This window comes from Nocardia sp. NPDC051832, assembly GCF_040681285.1.
GTDB lineage: Bacteria > Actinomycetota > Actinomycetes > Mycobacteriales > Mycobacteriaceae > Nocardia.
The window spans coordinates 25,166-51,491 of sequence record NZ_JBFAYL010000004.1; the positions used below are offsets into that span (position 1 = coordinate 25,166).

Annotated in this window: 28 protein-coding genes; 12 read left to right on the top strand and 16 right to left on the bottom strand. The window is 67.0% G+C overall.

What is annotated here, in order from left to right; genetic code table 11:
• Window positions 1–54: 54 nt before the first annotated feature.
• Entirely contained in the window at window positions 55–1,137 is a 1,083-nt protein-coding gene (locus AB0M14_RS25685) for an oxygenase MpaB family protein (protein ID WP_364999148.1), read from the top strand.
• Window positions 1,138–1,155: 18 nt separating this feature from the next.
• A complete protein-coding gene (locus tag AB0M14_RS25690) occupies window positions 1,156–1,371 on the top strand; it encodes a hypothetical protein (protein ID WP_364999149.1) in 216 nt (71 codons plus the stop codon).
• Window positions 1,372–1,388: 17 nt separating this feature from the next.
• Here AB0M14_RS25690 and AB0M14_RS25695 read toward each other — a convergent pair whose 3' ends face one another.
• The 3 genes from AB0M14_RS25695 to AB0M14_RS25705 are packed head-to-tail and all read right to left on the bottom strand — an operon-like array spanning window position 1,389 to window position 3,281.
• Window positions 1,389–2,138: a TetR/AcrR family transcriptional regulator gene (locus AB0M14_RS25695; RefSeq protein WP_364999150.1), complete on the bottom strand. Its 750-nt coding sequence runs from the start codon at window positions 2,136–2,138 to the stop codon at window positions 1,389–1,391.
• Window positions 2,139–2,164: 26 nt separating this feature from the next.
• A complete protein-coding gene (locus AB0M14_RS25700) occupies window positions 2,165–2,896 on the bottom strand; it encodes a hypothetical protein (protein ID WP_364999151.1) in 732 nt (243 codons plus the stop codon).
• A complete protein-coding gene (locus AB0M14_RS25705; protein ID WP_364999152.1) occupies window positions 2,880–3,281 on the bottom strand; it encodes a hypothetical protein in 402 nt (133 codons plus the stop codon). The genes AB0M14_RS25700 and AB0M14_RS25705 overlap by 17 nt, the downstream gene beginning before the upstream one ends.
• A 164-nt stretch (window positions 3,282–3,445) precedes the next feature.
• Here AB0M14_RS25705 and AB0M14_RS25710 point away from each other — a divergent pair, with 164 nt between their 5' ends.
• The 3 genes from AB0M14_RS25710 (at window position 3,446) to AB0M14_RS25720 (ending at window position 9,478) form a co-directional block, all read left to right on the top strand.
• Complete coding sequence (locus AB0M14_RS25710) at window positions 3,446–7,201, top strand: CHAT domain-containing protein (RefSeq protein ID WP_364999154.1); 3,756 nt, start codon at window positions 3,446–3,448, stop codon at window positions 7,199–7,201.
• 56 nt (window positions 7,202–7,257) lie between these two features.
• A complete protein-coding gene (gene rox / locus AB0M14_RS25715; protein ID WP_364999156.1) occupies window positions 7,258–8,724 on the top strand; it encodes a rifampin monooxygenase in 1,467 nt (488 codons plus the stop codon).
• Between the two features lie 136 nt (window positions 8,725–8,860).
• On the top strand, window positions 8,861–9,478 hold the full coding sequence (locus AB0M14_RS25720; RefSeq protein ID WP_364999158.1) for a 3'-5' exonuclease: 618 nt from the start codon (window positions 8,861–8,863) through the stop codon (window positions 9,476–9,478).
• Between the two features lie 11 nt (window positions 9,479–9,489).
• Here the strand turns inward: AB0M14_RS25720 and AB0M14_RS25725 are convergent, their stop codons facing one another.
• Window positions 9,490–10,398, bottom strand: coding sequence for a GNAT family N-acetyltransferase (locus AB0M14_RS25725; protein WP_364999159.1), 909 nt, complete (start codon window positions 10,396–10,398; stop codon window positions 9,490–9,492).
• A 94-nt stretch (window positions 10,399–10,492) separates the two neighbouring features.
• Here AB0M14_RS25725 and AB0M14_RS25730 point away from each other — a divergent pair, with 94 nt between their 5' ends.
• From AB0M14_RS25730 to AB0M14_RS25745, 4 genes are all read left to right on the top strand, one after another.
• Window positions 10,493–10,957 carry a hypothetical protein gene (locus AB0M14_RS25730; RefSeq protein ID WP_364999160.1) on the top strand — a complete coding sequence of 155 codons (465 nt, stop codon included), beginning with the start codon at window positions 10,493–10,495 and terminating at the stop codon, window positions 10,955–10,957.
• A gap of 53 nt (window positions 10,958–11,010) precedes the next feature.
• On the top strand, window positions 11,011–11,634 hold the full coding sequence (locus tag AB0M14_RS25735; protein WP_364999162.1) for a TetR/AcrR family transcriptional regulator: 624 nt from the start codon (window positions 11,011–11,013) through the stop codon (window positions 11,632–11,634).
• Window positions 11,631–13,073, top strand: coding sequence for a hypothetical protein (locus AB0M14_RS25740; RefSeq protein ID WP_364999164.1), 1,443 nt, complete (start codon window positions 11,631–11,633; stop codon window positions 13,071–13,073). The genes AB0M14_RS25735 and AB0M14_RS25740 overlap by 4 nt, the downstream gene beginning before the upstream one ends.
• Before the next feature lie 79 nt (window positions 13,074–13,152).
• Window positions 13,153–14,151, top strand: a complete 999-nt coding sequence (locus AB0M14_RS25745) for a cyclase family protein (RefSeq protein ID WP_364999165.1) — start codon at window positions 13,153–13,155, stop codon at window positions 14,149–14,151.
• A gap of 50 nt (window positions 14,152–14,201) precedes the next feature.
• Here the strand turns inward: AB0M14_RS25745 and AB0M14_RS25750 are convergent, their stop codons facing one another.
• The 4 genes from AB0M14_RS25750 to AB0M14_RS25765 form a co-directional block, all read right to left on the bottom strand.
• On the bottom strand, window positions 14,202–14,600 hold the full coding sequence (locus AB0M14_RS25750) for a PPOX class F420-dependent oxidoreductase (protein ID WP_364999167.1): 399 nt from the start codon (window positions 14,598–14,600) through the stop codon (window positions 14,202–14,204).
• Between the two features lie 55 nt (window positions 14,601–14,655).
• On the bottom strand, window positions 14,656–15,132 hold the full coding sequence (locus AB0M14_RS25755; RefSeq protein ID WP_364999169.1) for a DUF1772 domain-containing protein: 477 nt from the start codon (window positions 15,130–15,132) through the stop codon (window positions 14,656–14,658).
• 153 nt (window positions 15,133–15,285) lie between these two features.
• Window positions 15,286–16,113 (bottom strand): adenylate/guanylate cyclase domain-containing protein, encoded by an 828-nt coding sequence (locus AB0M14_RS25760; protein WP_364999171.1) that lies wholly within the window; start codon window positions 16,111–16,113, stop codon window positions 15,286–15,288.
• Window positions 16,114–16,175: 62 nt separating this feature from the next.
• On the bottom strand, window positions 16,176–17,909 hold the full coding sequence (locus AB0M14_RS25765) for a hypothetical protein (protein WP_364999173.1): 1,734 nt from the start codon (window positions 17,907–17,909) through the stop codon (window positions 16,176–16,178).
• Window positions 17,910–18,272: 363 nt separating this feature from the next.
• On the opposite strand from AB0M14_RS25765, the gene AB0M14_RS25770 reads away from it, so the two are divergent.
• Complete coding sequence (locus AB0M14_RS25770) at window positions 18,273–19,436, top strand: ankyrin repeat domain-containing protein (RefSeq protein WP_364999175.1); 1,164 nt, start codon at window positions 18,273–18,275, stop codon at window positions 19,434–19,436.
• A 68-nt stretch (window positions 19,437–19,504) separates the two neighbouring features.
• Here AB0M14_RS25770 and AB0M14_RS25775 read toward each other — a convergent pair whose 3' ends face one another.
• The gene (locus tag AB0M14_RS25775; protein ID WP_364999177.1) at window positions 19,505–19,939 is read right to left on the bottom strand and encodes a YdeI/OmpD-associated family protein; all 435 of its coding nucleotides are present in this window, start codon (window positions 19,937–19,939) and stop codon (window positions 19,505–19,507) included.
• A 77-nt stretch (window positions 19,940–20,016) separates the two neighbouring features.
• Window positions 20,017–20,667: a glyoxalase gene (locus AB0M14_RS25780; protein ID WP_364999179.1), complete on the bottom strand. Its 651-nt coding sequence runs from the start codon at window positions 20,665–20,667 to the stop codon at window positions 20,017–20,019.
• A 187-nt stretch (window positions 20,668–20,854) separates the two neighbouring features.
• On the opposite strand from AB0M14_RS25780, the gene AB0M14_RS25785 reads away from it, so the two are divergent.
• Window positions 20,855–22,018, top strand: coding sequence for an LLM class flavin-dependent oxidoreductase (locus AB0M14_RS25785; RefSeq protein ID WP_364999181.1), 1,164 nt, complete (start codon window positions 20,855–20,857; stop codon window positions 22,016–22,018).
• Here the strand turns inward: AB0M14_RS25785 and AB0M14_RS25790 are convergent.
• The 3 genes from AB0M14_RS25790 to AB0M14_RS25800 form a co-directional block, all read right to left on the bottom strand.
• Window positions 21,981–22,394 carry a hypothetical protein gene (locus AB0M14_RS25790; protein WP_364999183.1) on the bottom strand — a complete coding sequence of 138 codons (414 nt, stop codon included), beginning with the start codon at window positions 22,392–22,394 and terminating at the stop codon, window positions 21,981–21,983. The genes AB0M14_RS25785 and AB0M14_RS25790 overlap by 38 nt on opposite strands.
• Before the next feature lie 141 nt (window positions 22,395–22,535).
• Window positions 22,536–22,886, bottom strand: a complete 351-nt coding sequence (locus tag AB0M14_RS25795) for an HNH endonuclease (RefSeq protein ID WP_364999185.1) — start codon at window positions 22,884–22,886, stop codon at window positions 22,536–22,538.
• 34 nt (window positions 22,887–22,920) lie between these two features.
• Window positions 22,921–23,064 carry a hypothetical protein gene (locus tag AB0M14_RS25800; RefSeq protein WP_364999187.1) on the bottom strand — a complete coding sequence of 48 codons (144 nt, stop codon included), beginning with the start codon at window positions 23,062–23,064 and terminating at the stop codon, window positions 22,921–22,923.
• A gap of 252 nt (window positions 23,065–23,316) precedes the next feature.
• On the opposite strand from AB0M14_RS25800, the gene AB0M14_RS25805 reads away from it, so the two are divergent.
• Window positions 23,317–23,628, top strand: a complete 312-nt coding sequence (locus AB0M14_RS25805) for a hypothetical protein (protein WP_364999189.1) — start codon at window positions 23,317–23,319, stop codon at window positions 23,626–23,628.
• A gap of 3 nt (window positions 23,629–23,631) precedes the next feature.
• Here the strand turns inward: AB0M14_RS25805 and AB0M14_RS25810 are convergent, their stop codons facing one another.
• The 3 genes from AB0M14_RS25810 to AB0M14_RS25820 are packed head-to-tail and all read right to left on the bottom strand — an operon-like array spanning window position 23,632 to window position 26,325.
• Window positions 23,632–24,453: an ABC transporter ATP-binding protein gene (locus AB0M14_RS25810; protein WP_364999191.1), complete on the bottom strand. Its 822-nt coding sequence runs from the start codon at window positions 24,451–24,453 to the stop codon at window positions 23,632–23,634.
• Window positions 24,440–25,486, bottom strand: a complete 1,047-nt coding sequence (locus AB0M14_RS25815; protein ID WP_364999193.1) for a glycine betaine ABC transporter substrate-binding protein — start codon at window positions 25,484–25,486, stop codon at window positions 24,440–24,442. The genes AB0M14_RS25810 and AB0M14_RS25815 overlap by 14 nt, the downstream gene beginning before the upstream one ends.
• Complete coding sequence (locus AB0M14_RS25820) at window positions 25,483–26,325, bottom strand: ABC transporter permease (RefSeq protein WP_364999194.1); 843 nt, start codon at window positions 26,323–26,325, stop codon at window positions 25,483–25,485. The genes AB0M14_RS25815 and AB0M14_RS25820 overlap by 4 nt, the downstream gene beginning before the upstream one ends.
• Window position 26,326: the final 1 nt, after the last annotated feature.

Consider the following 26,326-nt stretch of genomic DNA (forward strand, 5'->3'; position numbering starts at 1 on the left):
TACTCATGCGTAGTAATCGCTATTACGTGTGAGTAGAGATGGATCGGAACGCTCATGGTCTCGTTGAAAGACTTGCGGGAGTGGCTGTCTGTGCCAGTGCTGGAGCCGGCTGCGGATTACGGGTTCTTCGGACCGGATTCGGTCGCGTGGCGGGTGTGGAGCTATCCCACCGGATTGACTATCGGGTTTCAGCGGGCGGTGGTGATCGAGGAGTTGGATCCGGCGCTGGTCGCGTCGGTCGACACCACGCACGCGATCTATGATCGGCCGCGCACCCGGTATGACCGTACGCTGCGGTATTTCGCGATGGTCATGTTCGCCGACACCCGGTCGACCGCGCACGTCGCCGATGTGCTGGTCAAGATCCATTCCAAGGGCATCGGGGTGGATCCGGTCACCGGGCAGCGGTATGACGCCAATGATCCGCAGTCGCAGCTGTGGATTCATTTGACGGCTTGGCATTCCATTCTGGTCGCCTACGAGATGTATGGGCCGGGGCGGCTCAGCGCGGCGGACGAGTCGCAGTACTGGGCGGAGTGCGCGCGGGCCGCGCAACTGCAGACGTGTGACCCAGACGATGTGCCGCGCAGTCGGGAAGAGGTGCGACTGTATTTCGAGCGGATGCGGCCGCAGCTGCTGGGTTCCGAGATCGCCCGCAAGGCGATGCGGCACCTGCTGCAAGCCGAGGTGATGATGCCCGAGATCCCGGCCCTGCTGAAACCGTTGTTCACCCTCGTCTACGCATTCCTGCGGCGCGGAACTCTGGCCACGATGCCGCGATGGATGCGGGAGATGGCCGGGTTACCGACCGGGCGGCTCTTCGATCTGCTGGTTCGCGCTCCGCTCAGCGCGGCCTTCACTCTGGTAAGCCTCAACGCCAGGCTGCAAGTGCTACTGCTACGGCTGATTTCGCCGATGACCGTTCCGGTCGCGGGTCCCGTCCTGCTGGGCATCGCCCCGGTGAGCACGGAGACGATGACCCCGCGCGAAGCGCAGGAACGCTACGGATACGACATTCCCGCCCAAGCCCATCACGAGCTGCGGGCAAAACAGCGCGCCCGAGTCTTCGGCCGAGGCGAGCGACCCGACGACCAAGGCATCATCGAATCCCAACCCGTACTCGGCTACATTTCCTGAACAGGCGGAGTGATCATCGTGTGGAAAGAAGCATTGAGCTACCGAATCAGCATCCGCCAGTTGTTCTTCCTGGCGGTCGCTTTCGGAGTCCCGTATTTCGCGATCGGCCTGGTGTGGTTGTCGACGCACAACGACCACCTCGCCGACCTCAACGGCTCGACGAAGGTGTTCTCCGCGATCGGGGAGGTCATCGCGTGGCCGCCGTTATTGATCTCCGACATCGACTTACGATGAATTCCCGGCCTAGCCCATCAGGAATCGCCAGGTGGGCCGGTCTGCCGCCACGCGGCGACAACGGATTCGCCGGTGCCGAAGACCGGGGTCCCGTCGCCGCCTTTGGGCAGCGTGCGCGCCAGCGCGTGGACGGTCGGCCGCAGCGCTTGCGGCGGAAAGCGTTCCGGATCCGAGAGCACCAAGCGGCCGAGCGATTCGACGAATCCGAGCATCACCCGCCCGACCAGCTCGACATCGACATCGCTTGGCCCGCCGCGCATTTCGATACCCAACCGGAGCAGCTGCACACACCGCGCGACGACGGCCTCCCTGGCACCGGCGAGCAGCCCGCGGTAGTCGGCGGGTGCGCCGTCGGCGGGTAGCAGGATCAGCCGCCAGCGCGTCGGATCTTGCTGGACCGCAGTCAGAAACGCCAGCACCGCCGCCTCGTACTCCTCGTCGGGGTCGGACTCGGCCAGGTTGTCCGGCAATGCCGCGAGCACCTGCTGCATCCCGCGCGCGTGCTCGCGTCGCAGCAGCGCGTCGACCAGGTCCGGCGCGGTCGGAAAGACCGCGTACAGAACCGGTTTGGCGACGCCCGCCTCCTTGGCCACCGCCTGCATGGTGAGCTCGGACAACCCCGCACGCCCCGCCACCGCGTGTGCCGCGTCGAGCAACTGCGCACGGCGCTGCGCGGGCGGTAATCGCGGCCCGTTCCGGCGCCGCGGCCGCACCGGGGGCGCCGGCGAGATCTGCCAGACGCCGGCTTCCTTCTTCTCGATGCTCATCCAGAAATGATCCCGCAGGAAAGCCACTACGGCTGGAATTGTCGTGGGTCGTCGAACTGGAGGTGGTATTGGAGGGCCCGGCCCAGATCTCTGGTGAGCGTATCTCCTTGACCGACACCCAGATCGGATGCCAAGGAGGGGGTGTAGCGTCGGACGGCAGCCGCGACAGCGCGCGCGTATCCGGCGGTGGCGATGCGTAGCTGCGTGCCACCCGCGCACACCGCCACCAGCGCGGGCAGCCACGCCAGAGGCCATGCTGCGGCCAGGGGCACGAGTACGACGCCCCATCCGATCGTAATGGCCGCCAGCCGAATTCGAGTACGAGCTTCGATCAGATGGTTGCGGTGCTCTTCGGGAAGTTGCAGCCACAGGTGCGGCCAGACGGTCGCGATATCCAGCAGATAGTGCGTGCGAAACTGCTGTTCGACCTGACGGAGCGGCACCGACGGCCACGCCGGGACCCGCCGGGTGTAGACGAGAAACTCGATCGCCACCGCCATCGCGGCCGCTACCAGTCCGAGCGCCGCGGCGGCGATGGCGGCTACGATCAGCAGTGCGGCGGATTGCGTGCCGGAGAGCTTTTCGAGGCGGTCGGCCAGAGTCGTGGTGTAGGCGGCCGCGGCGTCGAAATCCAGCACCGACCGATAACCGAGGCGGCTGCCGAGGACGATCGCGGCCAGGTAGATCAGCCCTGGGAGCCCCTGCCAGAGCAGCCAACGACTCGGCAACCGAGCGGCCAGGTCAGCCAGTAAATTCATCGCCGGTCCATGCCATCGCGCGGTTTCCGAGTGTGCATGCGGGCGGTGCGCTACGGCTTCGCGAGCGCCTTCCGCAATTGTTCGGGTCCGCCAGTGGGCAGGTGAACACCGGGCTCAAAATCGCTGGGGTACCGGGGAAATCGTCGAGCGGGCCTCGCGTGCCCGCCGCGACCATCGCCCAGAGTTCGTAGTCCGCGCGCCATCCCAGCGCATCGATGGCGCCGGAGACCAGGTCCGCCGCCGCGACATCCGGCTGGGAGACGGCGCGCCGCAAGCGTTCCAGCAGAGCGTTGTCGCCGGTGCGCCGCATTTCGGCGATCGCGTCGTTGCGGCACAAATACTGGAGGCCCAGTGCCGTGTCCTGAGGGTTGACCACCATCACCATCCGGATATTGCTGCGACACTTGCTGAGCTCATGCTACGCAGGGGTGAATTGAGAAGTCCACGAATGCTTTTCACGAACGGCGCTAGGATGCGAGGGTGGGGGTTTCGCCGCACCGGATCGGTCGACGCCACAGGGCCCGATCACCATGGTGGACTGCCGGAAACATGCTTCTCGGCCGATTCTTCTGGCGAAGATTCCGCACGACGGGAGACCCGCGCCATCGCGCCGCGGCGGGGCAGCGATTCACTCGATGTCTACCCACCATCGAATTCGACGACATACCTCAACCATTGATCAGCGAGGTCGCCGCCCTGGGCACAGCGCGGGCATCGGGCCTGCTCGACCGCGCCCTGGGCGTCGGGGACCGAGCGGGGTTGGAGGTCGCCGCGGCGACCCTGTCGAAAGTCTGCGTTCTCGAGGCTCCGCCGCCGGAACGGGCTCAGCGGTACTCCCGGCTCGCGCTGGCGCTGCTGACTCGCTTCTCCTGGCTCGGCGATTCGGCCGATCTGACCGCCGCGGGCGAAGCGGCCGAGGCGGCGGTGGCCATCGTCCCACCGGATCACGTCGATCGCGCAGTCCATCTGACCCGTCTGGGCGAGGTCTGGTTCCTGCGCTCGACGCTCGACAGCAGCGACCCCGCCGCCGCGGAAGCGGCGATGCGATGGCACACCGAAGCGGTGCGAGCGGCCGCCACCGATCACCCCGACTACGCCGACATCCTCAGCGGACTCGCGGCCGCGCACTCGGCCCGCTACCTCCATTCCGCGGCGCCGGCCGACGTCGAGGAGGCGGTGCGCCTGTTCCGCGCGGCGCTCACCTACGCCGCGGAGGGTGGGTACGTGTGGACCACGCTCACCGCGAGCCTCAGTGGAGTGCTGGTGTTGCGCGGCCTGATCAGCGGTCAGTCCGAGGACTTCGCCGAGGCGGTGCGGCTGAGCCACCTGGCCGTGGACGCGACTCCGCCGAAACATCCTGATCGAGGTGTTCGCCTGTTCGCCCTCGGTGTCGCCTTGCTGCATCGAGACGAAGCAGGCGATCTGGACCGGACGATCGAGACGCTACGGGTGGCGGCAGCCGCTTATCCACGCGACCACTGGACGCGAGCCGCCATCTTGCCGACGCTGGCCGACGCCCTCGCCACGCGGTTCGAAAACCAAGGCGTGCTGGCGGATTCGGCCGCAGCCATCAGTGTCGAGCGCGAGCAGCTCGAGCTGCTTTCCGCGGCCGACCCCGGACGCGCGGCGCTACTGGCGCAACTGGGCGTGTCGATCCGCCAGCTCTTCGAATTCTCGGGCCGGACAAGCGATCTCGACGAGTCGATCGCCATGCTCCGGTCGGCACTGGAAATGACGTCCCGTTCCGATCCCGACTGGGCGGACTACGCGTCGACGCTGGGCACCGGATTGTGGTGGCGCTTCGAACATTCGGGTGACCACGCCGCACTGTCCGAGGCGGTGCGCTACACCCGCGCGGCCGTGGCAGCCACTCCGGCCGAGCACGAGTTGCGCGCACTCCGCTTGTCGAACCTCGGCGTGACATTGCTGTCCAGATTCGAACACTTCGGCGCCACCGGCGATCTCGACGACGCACTGGACGCGCTGCGCGTCGGAAGCGAACAGATCGACGCAGACCCGCACGTGCGCGCCCTCTGCCAGCAGAACCTGTGCACGGGACTGCACAGCCGCTTCGTGCGGCGCGGCGACGCCGCCGACCTGGCCGAGGCGGTCGAGGTCGGCCGGGCCGCCGTGGCGGCGACCGGGCCGGGCAGCCCGCATCTCGCCAAACGCTCGAGCACCTTGGGGATCGCGCTGGAAGCGCTCTACAACGAGGACGGCGACCCGCAATTGCTCGACGAGGCCGTAGCCTGCTGCCGGGCGGCGGTGGAGTCCACCCCGAAAGCGAATCCCGATCGAGCCGGCTACCTGTCCAACCTCGGCACGATTCTCATGACCCGTTTCGAAACGACCGAGGACGACGACGATCGCTTCGCGGCTTTACAGGCAACCGTCGAGGCCGTCACAGCCACCGAGCGCGGGCACCCCGGCCGCGCCATGCGGTTGTCGAACATGGGGCTGGCGTTCCTGCGGAGCAATACCGAGGACGACCCGGACTCGGATTTCGACCTGGTGGTCGACTGCTTCGCCGAGGCGGTGCGCGAGTGCCCACCACAGAACTTTCTGCGAGCACGCTACTCCTGCAACCTGATTCAAGCCCTGCAAGCGCGATTCCAGCAGACCGGACTGGAAGCCGACCTCGACACCGCCCTCGCGACGGCCGACGCGGCCGCCGACGACGAATGGTCCGCGCCCCAGGACCGGATGGATGCCGCGCTGGTCGCGGGATGGTGGTTGCTGGATCTCCGGTCGAACGCGGCGATCGGACTCTTGGAGAAGGCGGTCGGCCTGATGCCGCTGGTCGCCTCCCGGCATCTGACTCGAGGCAACCGGCAGCAACTGCTGCGAGCTCACGCCGAACTGGCCCGTGACACCGCCGCACTGATCCTGCGCGAGGGCGGACCCACCGCGGCCGCCCGCGCGATCCAGGTGCTCGAGACCGGCCGGTCGGTGGTGTGGGGGCAGGCCATGGAAACCCGAACCGACCGCACCGAACTGTGGGCGCGCGCGCCCGCGCTGGCGGATCGGTTCGAGGTGACCTCCGCGGGGCTCGAGACGGGACTGCACACCGACACTCGGCACCGAGCGGTCGAGGAATTCCACCGAGTCGTGACCGAGATCCGCGCCCTGCCGGGCTTCTCGGACTTCCTGCGACATTCCGATATCGCCGTCCTGCGCGAGCAGAGCCGGGCCGGGCCGATCGTGCTGCTCAATATCAGCGAGTTCGGCAGTCACGCCTTGGTGGTGCGTGCGGACGGCGTCACGGGAATTCCTTTGCGCCAAGTCGAGCAGGCCGCCTTGGAGGAGCTGGTGACGGAGTTCCACGCCGCGATCGCGGTGATCATGGACCCCAACTCCGTCCGCGCCGAGCGTGCGGAAGCGGCTCGATCCGTGCGGGAGCAGCTGACCTGGCTGTGGCGCCGGATCGTCGGACTGGTGCTCGCCGAATTGAAGTATCTGAATGAACCGAATCCCCCGCAGTGGCCACGCGTTTGGTGGATTCCGACCGGTCCGTTGAGCGCCTTCCCGTTGCAAGCCGCCGGGGACTACCAGACCGCGCACGGCCGCACCGCGATGGACTTCGTCATCTCGTCGTACGCTCCCAGCATCAGGCACCTGCGGTACGCCCGGGCGCACACTCCTGGTACCGGCGAATTCCGGGTAGCTGCCGTGGCCATGCCGCAGACTCCGGCGCGCACCGAGCCGGACGGCACTGCCACCCGGTTCGGCCGGCTGCACAACGCGGAGTGGGAGATATCCAGCATCGAACAGCAGTATCCGCGCTCGATCGATCCCCGCAACCGGTTCATCGGCGCACAGGCCACCATGGACTCCGTCGCGGCCGCCCTCGATCGCTGCGAAATAGCGCACTTCGCATGCCATGCCGAAGGCCACCCCACCGATCCCGCCCAGAGCCGAATCCTGCTGCACGATCACAACGAGAATCCGCTGACCCTCACCCGAATGGCCACGATGCGGCTTCCCCGCGCGCAACTCGCCTTCCTCTCGGCCTGCCGGACGGCGCACTCGCTGGTTCCGGAGTTCTTCGACGAATCCTTGAATCTGGCGACCGCCTGCATGGTCGGCGGATATCCGCGTGTGGTCGCCACCCAATGGCCGGTGCCCGACGCCATCTCCTACGAGATCGCCGTCCGCTTCTATCGTCATCTCCAGGAAGCCGGCGGGAATCTCGACCCCGAGTACGCCGCGCAAGCGCTGCACCGAGTGGTCAACGACATGCGAGACCAGCCGGGCCTGCGCAAGTCTCCGCACCTGTGGGGCGCGTGGATCCACGTCGGGATCTAATCCCGGCGAAATATCGTTTGCGGCTCGACCTGGGGCTACCGCAGAATAGGCGCCCGATGCCAGAACACGCGGAAGTGATCATCGCCGGATGCGGGCCGACGGGTGCGATGCTGGCCGCCGAACTGCGGTTGCACGATGTGCCGGTACTCGTACTGGAGAAGGAAGCCGAGCCCGGTTCGTTCGTCCGCATCGTCAGCCTGCATATGCGGAGTCTCGAACTGATGGCGATGCGCGGACTGCTCGATCGGCTCGTCGAACGGGGCCGGCGGCGACCGGTCGGCGGCATCTTCGCCGCCATCGCGAAACCCGCGCCCGAGGGTCTGGATTCCACGTACCCCTATCTGCTGGGTATTCCGCAGCCGGTCATCGAGCAGGTGCTCACAGCGCATGCGGTCGCCCTGGGGGCGGAAGTTCGGAGCGGTTGCGCGGTAACCGGTTTCGAGCAGGACGCGCAGGGTGTGACGGTCGAGCTGGCCGGCGGGGAGCGGCTGCGGTCGCGTTACCTGGTCGGCTGCGACGGGGCGCGCAGCACGGTGCGCAAACTGCTCGGCGTCGGCTTCCCCGGCGAGCCGGCCCGGAACGACACCCTGATGGGCGAGATGAAAGTCGGTGTGCCGCAGGAGGAGATCGCCGCCAGGCTGGCCGAACTCGGCAACGCCGAGCGACGAATCATGCTCCGCCCCTTCGGGGACGGGGTGTACAGCGTCGTCGTCCCCGCCGCGGAGGTGCGCGAGGATCGCGCGGAACCGCCCACGCTCGACGACTTCCAGCACCAGCTGCGCGCACTGACCGGAACCGATTTCGGCCTGCACTCCCCCCGCTGGCTGTCTCGCTTCGGCGACGCCACCCGGCTGGCCGAGCGGTATCGGGCCGGGCGGGTGCTGCTGGCCGGCGACGCGGCGCATATCCACCCGCCCATCGGCGGTCAGGGCCTCAACCTGGGCATTCAGGACGCGGTCAACCTGGGCTGGAAGCTGGCCGCGCAGATCCGCGGCTGGGCGCCGGAAACGCTGCTGGACAACTATCAGAGCGAACGTCATCCGGTCGCCGCGGCGGTCCTGGACAACACTCGCGCCCAGACAGAACTCCTGTCCGCCGAGCCGGGTGCGCAAGCCGTGCGCAGGCTGCTCACCGAACTGATGGATCTCGACGAGGTGAACCGATACCTGATCGAGAAGATCACCGCGATCGACATCCGCTACGACTTCGGCGCGGGCCCCGATCTGCTCGGCCGCCGGCTGCGCGACGTCGAGCTGGAAGCGGGCCGCCTCTACGACCGCATGCGTGAGGGGCGCGGCCTGGTCCTCGACCGGACCGGGCGACTGAGCGTCGACGGCTGGTCGGACCGAGTCGACGTGATAACGGATCCCACTGCGGCACTGGATGTTCCGGCTGTTCTGCTGCGCCCCGACGGATATGTCGCCTGGATCGGCGAGCGCCAACGGGACTTGAACGACCGCCTGGAGCGCTGGTTCGGCAAGCCCGGCGGCACCGCGAATTCCCTTGACAGTCAACCACGTTAGAAGTTGTCAAGGGCTTTCGACCGATAGTTCGCCCATTCGGCCGACATAGCCCACCAACAGGCGCAGAATGGCACATGACACTAACGAGGCGCCCGCGCGGCGCCGGGCTCGGATCAACTGTTTCGGAGATGTCACTGTGACCACAACGGATACCGAGGTTCCCGCCGTACTGCGGGGGCACGATATCGCCGTGGTCGATGTCGAGAGCAATGGCCATTATCCGCCGGAGATCATCGAGATCGCCATCATCCCCGTCACCGGCGCCACGGTCGGCGCCGAGGAAATCCTCGCCTGCCGGATCCGCCCGCAGCATCCGATCGTGCCGTTCGTGACGCACCACGTGCACGGCATCGGCAACAAAGACGTGTTCAGCTGCCCGGCCTGGAAAATGATCGCCCCCGCCGTCGACCGCGCCCTGGACGGCCGAACAGTGGTCGCGCACAACGCGCCCGCCGCCTACCGGACGCTCACCCAGCACCTGCCCGAGTGGAAGCCGCCCCTGGTGCTCGACACCTTGCGCCTGGCCAAAGCCGTCTCCCCCGACCTGCCCAGCTACGCCCTCGACGCCCTCCTCGACCACACCTCGGTCAGCGACCTGCTGCCCGCCGAACATCGCCACCACCACTCCGGCTGCGACGCCTGGGCCGCCTGGCTGCTGCTGTGCCGGCTGGTCCGCGACAGTGGACTCGACTGGGCGGGTGTCGTGGCCGCCGCCGCGCTGCCCGAATTCGTGCAACCCGAGGCAGGTCCGTAAGCGGTCGCGACTCAGACCGGCCCAGGCGCGTAGCGATACTGTCGAGAAACGGTCCCATCCACGAATCCGCAGGCACGGTAGACGCGGCGCGCGGCCTCGTTGCCGGGGTCGACGCTCAGATACATCTTTTCGATGCCGCCGACGGCGACTGCCTCCGCGAGCACATGTTTGGTCAGTGCGGTGCCGAGGGATTTGCCGCGCCAAGCCTCGGCCACCGACAGATAGTCCAGACGACCGAACGCGGTGTCCGCCACGCGAATCCACAATGCGCAGGCGGCGAGGACGTCGAGTTCGATCACAGAGACCTGGTAGCCGTCAGCCACATAGTCGCTGAGTCGGATCAGCGGATCGGAGGTCCAATGATGGTGTTCGGCAAGCATTTCGGCGATATCGGCGAAGAGCGGGTCCGACTTGCTCTCGACTGTTCGAACGGGATAACCCGAGACCATATCCCCGCGGTTGGCGGCCGAGAGCGCGCAGCACATCTCCAGCTGTGCGGAACCACGCTCCCACCCGGCACGCAGCAGCGCCTCGGCGAGAACGAGGTTGGACTCCTCCAGGTAGGACACCTGTTTCGGGGCCGCGATAGGCTGTGCGACAAGCTGTTCGACCGCTCGGGTGGCCGTGTCGACCGTGCGATACCGCCGATCCAGTAGCGGTGCGATCAGGTAGCACGCGGAATCGGTGTCGGAGATCAGATATCCACCGAACCCGATCGCCGTTCCGTCGACGTCCTCGACGATGAAGACGTGCTGCTCGAATTTGTTGCCGTACAGCGCGAGTTCGGCGAGCAGTTCGCTCTCGTCGTCGCACCTCGGATACCCGAGTCCCTCCTCGGATATCGAAGTGCTTCGCGCACACAGCATTCCAATGAACGGCAGGTCCGCGGACGCAGCCGGACGCAGCGAAACATCGAACATCGAAAGTCCCTCCCCCATCGTCGATCGATCTGATCGCGTTTCCTCGTTGCCGATCTCTTGCGCATAGTTCCACACCGGACGGATCCTGACAGCTATGAACGAATCGACAGTCGCACAGGCGCAACGCGGCTGGGCGCAGCACCAGCGGACGCGCTACCAGATCGCGGCATGGCTGGCGATCCCCGGCGCGCTCGTATGGACCATCCAAGCATTGGGCGCGTGGATCCAGTCACAGGAAGGCAAGTGGCAGGACAAGGAATATCTGTCGATCGGCGACTCGACGATCGCCGCCGACGATCTCCTCACGTTTCTCTCCTACGCATTCCTGCTCATCGGCCTGCTACTCGGCTACGGCGCAGTACTTCTCCTGCGCGGCAAGACATCCGGCCGCCGGCCACTCCTAGTGGGCGCATGGCTGGTGATCCTCGGCCAGCTCGGCGCGGGAGTACTCGCCGCGATCCCGATCGACGCGTTCCACCATTCGGCCCCGCCGAACCTCGTCTTCTCCACCCTCTTGGTGATCTTCCCGGTGCTCACGATCCTCTGCCTGACCGGATGATCGACACTTAGCTACGGTTGCGGAGCTACGGGACTGTAGCTAGCATTGCGGTCATGGCCGAGACCGATGACCAACCCGCACGCCGCCGCTCGCTCGCCGATGTCCTCGAGGCCTGCCGGACGGCGGTAATCGCCGAGGTAGCGGAAACCGGACTGGGCCGGCTTTCGATCGAGGGCGTCTCGCGGCGGGCGGGTATCGCGAAGACATCCATCTACCGCCGCTGGCCCACGGTCGAGGAGTTGCTGCTCGACGCGCTCGCCCATGCCCATCCCGTCGAAACCGTCACACCCGACAACGGTGGATTGCGATCAGACCTGCTGCGGTCGCTCGAACAGCTCCGCGACTGGCTGGCCGGGCCCACCGCACCGGCGGTCGCGGCGATCCTCTCCGAACGGCAGCGCCGCCCGGATCTCGTCGAGGCCCTGTACGCCACCGTGTTCGACACCCATGGCGGCAGATTCACCCGCACCGTCCTCGAGCACTACGCCGCACGCGGCGACATCGACGCCCGACTGGTCACCCCGATCGTCGTGGATATCGGCGAAGCGCTGGTGATCAAGCACCAGATCGACACCGGGAACCTCCCCGATACCCGAACCCTCGCAGCGATCGTCGACCAGGCGATCCTGCCTGCCCTCGGCATCACCCGCACCGTAGACGAAGGAACCACCACATGAGCACCATCACCGCAGCCCCACCAGTCACCGTCCAGGTCGAGTGGGAGAAAACGACCGGAACCTCGCGCACCACACTCACCACCCACCTGTGGACCGCGCCACCGTTGCGCCGCGAATCCCCAATCCACGACCAGGCTTTCGACGCCCTGCGCGAACTACGCGTCGACCTGGCCCGGTTCCTCCCCTGGTTCACCCACCCTCGAGTCGCGGTTCCCGAACTCAACCCGCCCACCGCTACCGAAACCTCGTGGAACTTCGAGCTTCTCGACCCCTTCGTCGAAGACTTCGTCGCCGCGGCCGAGGGCAGACCGGTCGTCGCGAACTTCGCCACCATCCCGGCCTGGATGTTCGTGACCCCCGAACCCGTCGCGGTCTCGGAGGATCTCGACGAAAACCACTGGCACTACGAGCAGGGCAGCGAACTGCGCGACCCCACCTGCGCCGAGGTCGCCGACTATTTCTATCGCGTCGCCAGCTGGTACATCGCCGGTGGCTTCACCGACGAACTGGGCCACTGGCACGAGTCGGGCCATCACTACCGCTTCGCCTACTGGGAGGTGCTGTGCGAACCCGACATCGGTCACCGAATCCCACCGCACGCCTACACCGAGCTCTACGACGCTATCGTCGCCCGCCTGGCCCCACTGGACCCGGACATGAAATTCATCGGGTTGTCACTGAGCCACGTGCACCACCAGCCGGAGTACTTCTGGCACTTCCTCGACCCCGCCAACCACACCGAAGGCGTCCCGATCGACGCGATCTCCTACCACTTCTACGCGCAACCCGAAATCGCCAACCCCTTCGGGACAGCAGGCAACGCACCGAGCGCCCATTGGCGCGACATCTTCTTCGCCCAAGCCGACGCCTTTCTCGACCAAGTCCGTTTCATCGACTCGATCCGGCGGCGCCTGTCCCCGAGCACCGCGACCTTCATCAACGAACTCGGTACCTATCCGGCCGATGTGATGAACCCGGCGCCCGACATCCCCGACGCATACTGGGCGCTGAGCGCCGCGGTCCAGTCCTACCTCTGGGCCGAGCTCGTCGAACTCGGCATTGACCTGGTCGGCATCGCCGAATTCATGGATTACCCCGGCATGATTCCGGGCGTCAGCCTGATCGATTGGACGACCGGCGAACCCAATACCCGCTACCACGCCCTCGCGCTCCTACTGCGCCACTTCGGCACCGGAGATGCCCTGGCCACCACAACGACCGGGGCCCAGGGCTTTCCGGACCCTCGCATCCATGCCCAGGCATTCGTCGGCACTTCCGGTAGCCGAAAGCTCTTGCTGGTCAACAAGACCGCTGAGCCGGTCACGGTAGCCGTCCCGGAAGGGCGAGGTGAACTCGAGCAACTCGCCGACGAACGAACACCGGTCGAAGCAGGAACTGCTGTACTCCACCCCTACGCAGTCGCCGTCATCACCTACTGAGCCGGGGAAACCCGTCTCTCCCTTCGGGATGGGTGTTTGTCGGCGCGACGGGGACCGGCCACAATCGTTCGGACTGTCGATGTGGAGGTATCCGGTGGCCGAGGCGTGGCGGGAAGTCGCTGAGAAGGTGCGTAATTGGGGGCGGTGGGGTGACGCGGACCAGGTGGGGACGCTGAATCTGATCACCTCGGCCCGGCTGGCCGCGGCGGCTGCGTGCGCCAAGCAAGGCCGGGCCATTTCGCTCGGGATCCCATTCGATGCGTATGGGCCGCAGGGGTCGAGTGGGTTCCGGCGCAACCCGATTCACCTGATGGCCGTCGACGGTGGTGACGCGAACTTCGCGGAGCTGCTCGGCGGGTGGGGCGGGCGGACCGAAGCCCAAGTCGCCGGGATGTACGCGAACGGACCGATGCGGTTCAACGACGACTACATCATGATGCCGTTGCAGGCGGCCACCCAGTGGGACGCGCTTTCGCACGTCTACTACGACGGGCTGCTCTACAACGGCGTTCCAGCGGCCGCTGTCACCAGTTTCGGGGCGACCAAGCTGGGGATCGAGCAGGTTGCCGAGCGCGGCGGAGTGGTGGGGCGCGGGGTGTTGCTCGATGTCGCCCGGCATCGGAATGTGGCCCGGCTCGAGGCGGGCAGTGTCATCACCCCGCGGGAGTTGCAGTCGGTGGCGGACGCGCAAGCGGTCGACTTCGCCGGCGGAGACATCCTGCTGATCCGAACTGGTTGGTGGACAAGGTTTCTCGAAACCCGCACGCAGTCCGAATGGTTCGGCGGCAGTCCCGGATTGAGCTGGCGGTGCGCGGAGTGGCTGCACGAGAACGAGATCGCGGCAGTCGCCGTCGACAACCCCGCCGTCGAGGTACTGATCCCCGAGGACGGCGTCCTGATGCCGCTGCACATGCTCGCACTGCGGGATATGGGCATGCCACTCGGTGAGATCTGGGACCTCGAAGCCCTCGGCCGCGACTGCGCCGAGGATGGAATCCACGAATTCCTGCTCTGCGCACCAGCTTTGCGAATCCCCGGAGCAGTCGGGACACCGATCAGCCCCGTCGCGATCAAATAGTGAGCCGCTGCCAGCGAGGCTGGCAACGGCGGCGAATCGTAGGGCGGGGACTACTCGGCGGCGCGGGTGGTGAAGTCGAAGGATCCGCCGTCGATGCCCCAGGAGATGACTCGCTCGGGGCGGATTCGGATGATCGCGCGCTCCTGGTGCGGGAACGGTGGCTCGAGGTCGTCGAGAGCCTCGGCTGTGCCGCGTACCTCGATGCCGCGAATCACGTAGGGATCCAGGGAGACCTGTTCATCGATGACGAAAGACACTCGGCTGCCCGACTCGACGTTGCGGTATTTCCGGCTGGCGCGCATGCGCATGCCGCCGATGTCGATCGTGCCGTCGGCGTTCACCCGATAGCTGGTCGGGTTGTTCTGCACGACGCCGTCGGGAGACACCGTGGCCAGTCGGCCGATCCCGGCCGTCGCGAGGAACTGCTGTTCATTGGTGGTGAAGGACATGGGAATTACTCCTTGGTGAAAGGTGTTGGTGCGGTGGGTATCCGGCGCTTCGAGGTCAGAACAGAATCAGGGCGGCGCACAGGCCGGCGACGGCGATGAACTGGAGGGTCACGCGGTACTTCAGGATGCTGTCCCACTTGTCCTGCAGCGCTCGGGCATTGGGCGGAATGATGCCGCTCTGCGCGGCGGCGGTCTGCTGGGTGTTGATCGGCTTGGCGATGCGCACATAGAGGGCGAGCCAGGTCAGCAGCGCCGCCACCGTGATCCCGGCCGCGACAGCGGCGCCGACCTGCCCGGCGACCAGCGCGATCAGCAGCGTGAGCACCGCGGTGACCACACCGCTGATGCCGATGACCGGCATACGCTTGTCGCCGTAGTAGTGGCCCCAGCCCGCACTCGTCGTCACGGTCGCGTCATCGAGCTTGCGATACACGGACCGCATGATCACCGCCGCGCAGACATCGGTCCCGTAGACGATGGCGTTGGCGAGAACGGCGGCGACGGCAATGATCTGGCCGGTGACAATCAGCATTTCGGCTTCCCTTCCTAAAATCTAGCGTCGCTAGAAACTGGAGCAACGATAGCATCGCTCTCGCTAGCTTGTCTAGCGTTGCTATATTTCGGGTGCACCGACCGGTGCTGGGAAAGCCGTGGGTTGCCGACCACCTGGCCGATTTCCGTTGAATCAGCGCTTGACTCGTCGTGTCGATTGACCTGGCTCGGCCCCCGCCCGCTCGACCACGGACAGCCGGTGGGTGCCGTGCAGGCCTTTCAGTTCGACCGCGCGTTCGGCGACCACGGCGATATCGCGCTCGTCGGCGAGTGCCTCCCGCACGGTGTCGCTGACGAGAACTTCACCGCCGTCGGCTTGCCCGGCGACGCGGGCGGCCATGGCTACGTTGCGGCCGAACAGATCATCGCCGCGCCGAACCGAGGTACCCATGTGGATGCCGATGCGGACTCGAATGCTCTCGCGGCCGACGAGTGCGGCGCCGTTGCCGAGCGCGTGCTGAACGTCCAAGCTACAGCGGACCGCCTGCTCGGGTTCGGCGAACGCGATCATGAAGCCGTCGCCTTGACTTTTCACGATATGACCGCCGTGGTCGGCGACGAGCTTCCGGATCAGCCGGTCGTGCCGGTCCAGTAGTTTGACCCAGGTCCGATCGCCCAGTCGTTCGTTGAGGGCGGTGGATCCCTCGATGTCGGAGAAGGCGATTACGACGTGCCCGTCGGGCGTCAGCCGGGCCAGGTCCGGTCGTTCGACCTGAGCCCACCCGGCCAAGTCTTCGATCGAGGAGAGCACCGCGCCGCGAAACCCCTTCTTGCGCAAGATGTTCGCGGTATCCCACACGGTTTTGACGGCCTCCCGGCCGGTGATCTTCAGCAGTTGCCGGGCGTCGACGCGCCGCTGGAGCTCCTCCAACTCCCGGCGACTGCGCCGCAGCGACACAGCCAGCGCGACAAGTCCTGCGGCTTCCAGCACCGCGACCGCCGCGAGAACGAGTTCGATCATCACCGGGATCCGTCGTAGAAGGGGCCTGCACGAGCGCGTCCGACTCTAGCCGCTGTGGACGTTCAGTTGTCATAGGACGCGACGCCGATCGGCCCGACACCCACGCACAGTGTGAGATCCGGTGCGCCAGTGGTAATTCTGAGTTCCCGGCCGCTGCCGACCGCCCGCACGAAGACCGTGTTCAGACCTTGCCGGACCGGAGCTGAAACAGGTTTTCCGTGTTCGAAGGCGAGCGTGATCCAACCGTCGCGATTCGCGAGATAGTTCAGCTGCGCGGTCCATTCGTGCTCGAGCATGGGGCCGTCGAGTGGCAGCGAAACCGGGAGCGCGCCGTGAATTCGATAGCCGCAGTTCGGTTCCGGCCCCGGCAGGATGCTCCGGTTCCACCAGACAGCCGCGTCGACGATCGAGCCGGAATCGGTGATCATCCGCAGGTGCGGCGTCGACTCGGCGAAGGTGCCCGCGGGGGCGATGGCGGCCAGCGCCTGGCTGGCCAGGTTCTGTGGATATACCAGCGGGTTCAGTACATCCCACGGGAGTTCCTGCTCGAGCAGCGGCGCGCCGTCGTGCGCGGCCAGCGCCGCTTCGACGTTCGTCAGGTAGGTGCGCGTCGGATCGGCGCGCCAGGACCGCACGAAGGTATAGGTGGTGCACAGGCTGCTCACCACGAACAGTGCCAGCACCGCGACCGTCGCACGCGAACCGGCCTGGACACCGTGCCGCGGCCGAGCGCTCAGCACCAATCCCATTGCCGCGGCGAGGATCACACTGATATCGGCGAAGTAGCGCAGGGACTGCATGATCTCCCCCGCGGTGTTGGGACCACTGCGTGCCAGCGCGACCGGCAGCTGGGCGATCAGCACGTATGCGGCGGTGGCCAGCCAGATAGACCAGACCCGGCGCAGACCGCGAATGGACAGTGCCGCAACAACACCCAGCGTCACCCACGCCGCGACCACCGCCCAGCCCGGCGGGTCCGCCCACGGGGTCGACGGCACCCAGCGCTCCCAGATCCAGGGTCCGCCGACGAGCGCCGGCACGAAACCCAGCGAAGTCGCCTGCGGCAGGAGCTTTCGCCACTCGCCCATGCCGTGCGGCACGACGGAAACATCGACGACCATCAGATACGCGATCGACCAGACCACCAGCACGACCGCGCACCCGGCCCACAACACCGCACCACGCCGCCAGAACTCGCGCCCGCCGATCCGGTCTCCGGAGACATAAGTGGCGAGGGCGGCGACGGCCACCGCGACAGGCGGAATGATCACCGCCTTCTCGAAGAACAACAGCGCCGCGATGAACACGGCCAGAGTGGTTGCGATCTGCCGCGGCCGGGTACCGCGCACCAGCAGGACCGCGTCGGCGATCACCCACGCGAGCGCGATTTGCAGCGGTAGCGCGTTCAGCGCGGCCGACCACCACGCGAAGGCCGGGAGCGTCAACGGACAGAACAGATAGAAGACCAGCGGGACGAGGAGCATCCGGCGCACGCCCACCAGCACGACGAGCATGCGCAGCACCGCCACCGATGCCGCGAGTTGCAGGACGAGCATCGACACGACCGGACCGGCCCACTCCAGCGGTGCGATTTCGGTCAGCAGCCAGGCCGTGGCGAAGGCCATGGGCATGAAGTGGCCGTCGTGGTCGTAGAGCAGCAGCTCAGCCGACCACAGCGGATAGCTAGCAGCCCGGCCGACGAGGATGAGGTCGTCCCAGTAGAAGTAGCCGCTGGCCGCGACCCAGCCGCGGAGTGCGAGCTGGCCCAGGATCAGGCAGACGGCCACGATGACCACCGGCCGCGCTTTCCAGCGCCGGTGTCGTGCAGGAACGTTCGGTTCTGGCCGCGAGCCACGGACGGACGGAGGCAGGGCGACCTTTACGGTGTCCATGGCGTTTTACGGTAACCCTGGCGAAGCGCGCGGTACGGATCCCTCGGTCCGCTGGCGCGGTGCGGCTCGCGAGCGGTGCCTGACAACCTGGAGAACAGCGAATCACGTTTGCGGCCAATCGGTCACCGCGTGGAACGGGAACATGCGCTGGCCCGTGATCGGCGGCGCGACCCGGCCATGGGCGTCCGGCGTAAAGTCATTGAGGTGGCACCTGCGTCGGTGACCAGGGAACTGACTCGGGAACGCTGCCGAGATATAGCGGAAGTGATGACGTCGATGAGTCTGCCGAACCCGGAACCGTTGTTGCGGCGGACGATCCGGGTGCGGTGTCACGGAGTGCAGCACCTGGTCGGCTTGCTGGACGGACAGGTAGTGGCACCAGCGCACGATGCCGCCGAGATCGAGCGGGAACTCGCCCGGGGAGCCTCGGGCGCAACGCTCCGTGGATGTTTCGCGGTGCTGTCCGGTGGATACCGGGATCGGCTGGATCAGCCATTGCGCAACGCGATCGGGGCCGGTGCCCTCGAGGAGATCCTGGCGATGGTGGATCAGGGAATGGATCCCGACACCCACACCAAGTCCGGTCACACCGCACTGAGTGTTGCGGTCAACCGCGGTCGGCCGGAGGCCGTGCGTGCGTTGCTGGACGCGGGAGCGGATCTCCATCGCGGCGATGAATGGGCGTTGCAACTGGCAGTGCGCCAATCGAATCCGGAGATCGTCCGAATTCTTCTACGCGCAGGCGCGGACCTCTATTCCGTCGGCAAGTACGGACGTTCCGCCTTGGACGAGGCGTTCGCGAGCCATGATGCCGAGGTGCTGGCAGCCGTAGTCGGTGCGGACAGACGTAATTCCGAAGGAAACACACCGCTGCATCTGGCAGCCCGCCACGAATCAGCGGAGACCGTGCAACGTCTGCTGGACAGCGGCGCCGACCCACGCGCCCGGAACACCCACGGGCGAACACCCGGCGATCTCGCGATCACCTTCGGACGTCATGAGAATGTCCGGCTGCTGGTCACCGGAAGCGCGCACGCGACCGCGGCGGGCCAGGGCGCGACGGCCGCCCACACAGCCGCCGCAGCCGGAGACACGGACCGGATCCGCGGACTACTGGACGCCGGATCCGATTGCGACATACCGAACCACAGCGGCTGGACCCCGTTGCTGATCGCGGCCGATCACGGCCGCGTCGAAGTCACGCGGATCCTGCTGGCCGCCGGCGCCGCGCCGAACGCGCGAACATCGAATGGCTGGACCGCACTGCACATCGCTGTCGTCTACAGGCATGCTGCGCTCGCCAGAGCCCTACTCGCGGCGGGCGCCGACATCGCTCCCGAAACCGCCGACGGCCGAACACCATTGGATCTCGCCATCGCGGCAGGACATTACGGGATGGAGCGACTCCTCCGGGAGTACCCCGCCGGCTGACCGACGTGCCGGCCATGGCCGCCCGTCCTCCCCCGCTGATTTCGGCTCGCGCACCGTGCGATGCGGGGTCAACCCCGCAAGGTGGCAATGGCCGTCTCGATACGCCGCTGGCGGGTGTCGGGCTTCTTCGCACTCTCGATGGCGTGTACATGCGCACGCTTGCGGCTGTGGGTGAGGCTGTCGTAGGCCGCGCGGGCGATGGGGTCGGCGTCCAGAGCCTGGGCGAAGTCCGGGGGCTCGACGACGGTGCGTGGTTCGGTGTCGAGGTGCAGTTCGACCTCGACTTCCTCGCCGATCGCGACATCCGCGGCCTGGCGGTTCGCGTTGCTGAGGCCGAGTAGATGGCGACCCCGCATGATGGCTACCCGGCTCTTCCAGGAATGACCGTTGACGGTGATCGTCACCGGCGGTCGCGCGCCCCCGCCGAGCGCCGCCACCACCTCGGGCGGAACTTCCAGGCCCCGCATGGGCTCGGGTGGCTCGACGTGGGCCCGGAACTTCATGATCTCTCCTGTAGTCGGGCCGGCTCACCGCGGAGCCGGCGGTCTTTCGCTGGTCGATCGGTATAGCAGGCTAGGGATCAGGACGGCGTGGCGGCGCGCGACGCGGCCGTCTCCCAGACGAACCCGTCCGAGTCGGTGACGGCGTCGGCGGTGCTGCCGAGAACGACGCGGTGCGAGCCGGAGCCGTCGACGGGAACGCCGAGGTCCTTGGCCAGGGCACGGCGCTTGTACAGCGCCAGCGTGATCGGGCTGGACTGACCGGGAGCGAATTCGGCGTACTTGCCGCCGAAGCTCTTCGCCACGGTGAGCCCGCGGTCGACGTAGAACTGCTTGGTGGCCTTCACGCTTTCGACGCCGATCAGCAGGACGACCTGGTCGACCTCGCGAGTGGCGGGGCCGGTGTCCTTCTTCGCGGAGGTCGCGATCTTCCAGATGGTCCCGTCGGGAGCCTGGACGACGCCGCTGTAGCCCCACAACGACTTCGCGGCGGGCTTCAGCACCGTGGCGCCGGCGGCCACGGCGGCACCGAAAAAGCTGTCGACGGTGGCCGGCCCGGACACAGTCAGCGCGAGCGTGAAGCCGCGAAAACCAGTGGCGTGCGCCTCGGAAGCCCGCAGGCTGATGTAGGAGTCCACGCCGAAAGCCGTGTAGAAGCGGCGGGCAGCCGCGAGGTCGGCCACCTCGAGGGTGACGGAGGTGAGGGACGTGGTGGAAGTGGTGTTTGCCATGAACATCACGCTATGGGCTGGGTGGTAGCCGGGGCTTCTCGATTCCTGACCGGTCGTCGGCGTCCGCGTTCGGCCGTTTCCGGGTCAGGAGTCCTAGCTTCTTGCTATAAATCGAGCAGGATTCCTCTCGGGGGTGGCAATGGACCAGCGTGAAAGTCCGTACAAGGTTCGGCCCCAGGGTGATCGGGTGCGGATCGGGTCCCTGATCGAGCCTGTTGCTCCCGTGTGGGCGATCAAGATGAACATGCGAACCGCGGGCCTGCTGGGTGTCGATGACGTGTGGTTCTCCGACCACACCAAGTCGGCGTTTCCCGCTGCCGCGTGGAATGTTCGGTTCTCGCCGATGGCGCGCTTCGTCTCCTCGCTGGACGCGTACCTGGATCCGACTGTCGCGCTGGCCCGCTGGGCTCGGCCACGCGGGCCGATGATGGGGGTCGCGGTCACCGATGTGGTGCGGCGCAATCCGGCCGATCTGGCGCGGGCGTGGATGTCGTTGCATCATCTGTCGCGCGGCAAGGTCGTGCTGGGGATCGGGTCGGGCGAATACGAGAACACCGTCCCCTACGGGCTGACGCTCGAACCGCGCGCCGCCCGGCTGGCCGACGCCTTGACCGCGTTGCGCGCCGCCTGGTCCTCCGCCGACGAATTGCTCACGCACACAGGGGATTTCCACGACTGGCGGGCGGCCAGATTCGGGCTGCCGCCGCTCAATGGCACGACTCCCCCGGTCTGGGTGGCCGCGCAGGGCCCGCGCGCGTGCCGGATCGCCGGGCAGCACGGCGACGGCTGGATGTTCATCCTCAACGACACCACCACCTCCTGGCACACCGCCGCGGCCCACTTCGTGCGCGGCGCCGAGGACTCCGGGCGCGACCCGGAAACCTTGCACCGCAGCGTCCTACTGGCCCCGCTGCTGGCGCCCGACCAGCGCGTCCTCGACGAGCTGTGCCGCGCGCCCTTCATCCAAGCGATGGCGCTGGTCATGCCGGGAGCGAGCTGGACCGCGGCCGGCGCGACACACCCGCTCGGCGCGGACAACCCCGGCTATACGCATGTCGATCCCGCCGTCTTCGAGGGCGAGCGCTTCGCCGAGTACAGCAAGCACGTCACACCCGAGCTGGTGCGCGCTCTGATGCCCTCCGGCACCGCCGCCGACGTCGAACGCTGGCTGGCGCCCTACCTCGACGCGGGCCTGAATCACATCCTGTTCTACGCCTTCGCCTCCGCGGTCAAACCGACGTTGGCCGCGGCCGGGCTCCGCGAACAACGCCGGCTGATCAGCAGACTGCGGAAACGGCGACCAGGCCCGCTCGCTACCGCACGCGCACCGCGGCTTTCCACGGAAGCATGACGGCGGGGCAGTCCCGGTTCGGATCGGGGTGGCAGGTTCGTCGCACGGTGATCACGCTGTCGACGGGGATGTCCGCACGGAAGACCGCCACGGCGTCGCCGGTGCGCGTCACGCCGGCGGACATGCGCGGCAGTACCGACGAGTCGCCGGCCTCCGGAAGATGCCACGTGTAGGTGATTCCGTTCTCGCGGTACCGGTTGAGCCGGACCTCGACGTCGTTGCCGACCTTCGTATCCACCGACCTGGCTGAGTCCGCATTGGTCAGCACGATGCTCCCCGCCGCCGACGCCTGGCCGGAAACCACCAGTGGCGTCATTGCCAACGCCAAGACCAGGATGCCGAGCTGAATGAGGGATCGGTGGCGGATGCGGTTCATGCGCGCCATCCAACCTCGAGCCCGAGAGAACGAGCGGCAGGACGCCGTCGGGCCGGAGTGTCGACACAATCGCTGAGCAACCGACCAGTGCGAAACGCCGAAAGGTCAACCGCTGGTATACATCTGAGGCCGACGCCCGGACTAGGCGAACCGGGTAGTGAGCTCTGTCGAGATCTCGTAGTGGCGCACGAGAAACGAGCGTTCATCGAGCTTCTTGCGGCGCAGCCAACCCGTCACCTCGGCATTGCACTTACTGGCATTGCACGACCCACACGCGGGCACCACATTGCCGAGCGTGTACCGACCGCCACGCGAGATAGCCTGCACACAGTCCTTCTGCAACGAGGCGGCGGGCGACCCGCAATAAGCACACCCGCCCCAGGACGTCTTGAGCGCGTCCCACTGCACATCGGTGAGATCGTGAGTGACGCGCGCCATCCGCTTCTTCCGCTTGCGCGCGGCACGAACCTGTTTACTACCGCCAGTCGGCACGAAGTGAGACTACGCGTTGCGATGGTCCGAGTGGCTACAGCAACGCCAGGGCCAAGCTGGCGGCGATGATGAGCGAGATCCACACAGCCAGGACTGCATAACCGGACTGGGCCGACCCGAACGAGGCAGCCACCTGGATCCGGCGGCGCGTACGGGAGTCGGAGTACGAGCTGTTCACAAGATCATCTCCTCGTCAGTTCTCCATATCGCGTGCATCCCTCTGTTCGGGCGATACCCGAAAACCAAGAGTGGCAACAACTCCCGGTCGCCGAATCTTGTGGCGTGCATTACCCCGCGGGTTTGTCGACGGTGCGGATCCAACCTCCTATGTGAATCGTGATTCCGAAGCAATACAGAGCGAATTGCGAGTGCAGATGACTGGGACATCGCTACTATGTTGATGACTATTCCGCAACATAGGAGCGCGATGATGCGTACCACCTTCCGACTCGCTGCCGCCTCGGCCGCTACCGCGACGCTCGTGATCGCTGCCGCGGGCGCGACGGCTGAACCGGTCGACTCCGTCCAGCCAGTAGCCACGATCGCGGCCGGGACCGGCTCGGCTGCTGTGGATTCCGGGTCGGCGGCGGCGAACTCGGCGGTGTGGCTGTTGCAGCAAGGCAATGTCATCGGGTTGCTCGTGCTGTTGGCAGTGACGCCTTTTCAAGCGTTGACGGGCGGCGTGTGCGATCTGGCGACGCTGTCGGCGTTGCCGAGTCCGTGTAAAGCGGGGGCTCGCTGATCGTCAGGTGGCGGCGGCTTTCACCGCGAGCCCGACCTCTCGGCGCAGCGCCGCGAATTCGGGAGCGGCCCGGAGTTCGTCCGCGTCGACACCGGAGCGTGGCAGGTCGACCGGAAGATCGAGGGCGATCCGGCCGGGGCGCTTCGTCAGGACCACGATCCGGGAGCCGAGGAAGACGGCCTCGTCGGCGCTGTGGGTGACGAAGACCGCGGTGCGACCAGACTCCGTGCCCACTCGTCGCAGGTCGTCCTGAAGGCGCTCACGGGTCAGGGCGTCCAGCGCGGCGAACGGTTCGTCGAGGAGCAGCAGGGAGTGCTCGGCGGCCAGCGCGCGGGCGATCGCCACGCGCTGCTGCTGGCCGCCGGAGATCTCCCAGATCCGGCGGTGCGCCGTCTCGCCGAGGCCGACCCGGTGCAGCAGTTCCCCGCGCCGCACGGCACGCTGATCTCGTCGCACCCCGGCGTACTTCAGGGCGAGGTCGACGTTGCCGCCCACGGTCTTCCACGGAAACAGGCGGGGTTGCTGGAAGACCATGCCCGCGGTACGTCCCGGCGCGGGTGCGGTGCCGGAGACCTCGATACTCCCCTGCGTCGCCGTCTCGAAGCCGGCGATCAGCCGCAGCAAGGTGCTCTTGCCGCAACCGGAAGCGCCTACCAGCACCAGGAATTCACCCGGCGGGACGTCCAGATCGATCGGCCCGACCGCGGTCAGCGCGTCCTCGCCGCGGCCGTACCGATGCGCGACCTGCCGAATCCTGATGCTGCCCTTGCCCGTCGGCCGTCCCGGCGCGGCAATCCCTTCGGCGAGCGCGTTAATCGAGGACACCGGGCAGCCCCTTGACGTAGATCCCGTCCTTGATCGTCTCCACCGACGGCACGGCGGGGATCTGTTTCTGGGCGACCAGGAATTCGGCGGCGCTCCGCAAGCTGGTGGCGATCTCGCCGACGCGCCCTTCGGTGCCGAGCCATTCGGCGGAGGTGAGCTGCGCCTTGGTCAGGAACACGCCCTGACCGAGCTGCTGGGCCGCGTCCGCCGGGCTGACGCCGATCTCGGCGGCGACTGCCTCGGCCGCTTCCGCCGGCTTGTTCTTGATCGTCTCGATGGCGCGGGTCTGCACCTTGCGCCAGATGTCGACGATGTCGGGGTGCGCCTGGGCGAACGCCCTGGACACCACACCGAGGTCCAGCGTCGGCTTGCCCGCGGTCGCCAGTTCCCGGCTGGTGATCAGCGTCTTACCGCTCTTGCGCAGCTGATCCAGCGTCGGCAGCCAGGTGTACACCGCGTCGATGTCGCCGCGTTCCCAGGCCGCGAGCGAAGCGGCGGGCTGGAGGTCGACCAGCTTGACGTCGTTGGCGCCGAGCCCATTCCGGTCCAGCGCGGCGAGCAGGCTGTAGTGCGCGGTGGAGGCGAACGCGGTGCCGATGCGCTTGCCGCGCAGTGCGCCGATCGTCTCGATGCCGGTTCCGTTGCGCGCCACCAGCGCCTCGTTGTCGCCTGCCACGTCCAGCACGTAGGCGACCTGGTACGGAATGTTCAGCGGCGCGGACAATCCGCGCGCCACCGGGCTCGAACCGAGCGCGCCGAAGTCGACCTGCCCGGCGATGAAGGCGGTGTTCACATCGGCGCCGGAGTCGAACTTCGTCCACTTGATGTTGTAGCCGGGCAGCTCGTTCTCCAGCCACCGGTTGTTCTTGACGATCAGGTCGCCGCTCGGAAACGACTGATAGGCAAGGCGAATCGTCGGCTTGCCGTCGTCGGAACCGGAGCGGTCGACCGCGCAGCCCGCCACCGCGAACGCGACCGCCCCGGCCACCGCCGCCGCGACCGCACGCCGCAGCCGGAATCCCTGGAAACTCATATCTTTCCTCTCCACGGCACAGCGCGCCGTTCGACCGCACGCAGCAGGCCATCGATACCGAGACCGGAAATGCCGATGGCGGCGATCCCGACCAGCACAACCGGAGTGTTGTTGTAGTTGCTCGCGTCCTTGACGACGCCGCCGATTCCGGGCAGTCCGTTGAACAGCTCCGCCGCGACGACCGACGAGTAGGCCATGCCGACCGCGAGCCGGACACCGGTGCAGGTTTCCGGCAGCGCGGCCGGGAAGACCACATCGCGGATCACCTGGGCACGGGAGGCGCCGAGCGCCCGCGCGGCCTCGACCAATCCGATCGGAGCGGCGGCTACCGCCGTGGTGGTGGCGATGGCCGCGGCGGGCAACGCGGCGAGCGCGAGCAGGGTCACCTTGGGCGCCTCATCGATACCCAGCCAGATCACCAGCAGGAAGAAGTACGCCAGCGGCGGCAAGGTCCGCAGGAAGGTGAGCCAGGGTTCCAGAATGCTGCGCAGCCAGCCGAAGGTGCCCATCGCCACACCCAGCGCCACGCCGAGGGTGACGCCGACGACGACCCCGGCCAGCACCCGCCGCAGGGTCATGTACAGGTGCTCCCACAGCAGATAGCCCTGGTAGCCGGTGACGCCGTCGTGGACGGTGGACAGGTCGACAGCCGCGCGCCACACCGTTATCGGCTGCGGCACAAAGGTTTCGTTCCAGAGTCCCGCCGCCGCGACCACCTGCCACACCGCGAGGAAGACCGCAACGGACAACAGCGGCAACAGGATTCGGACAGCCGGAAAACGGCGGCGGGTAACCGGCGCTGCGGTCTCGGCCGCAGCGCGCTCGGTGGTCGGTGTCATC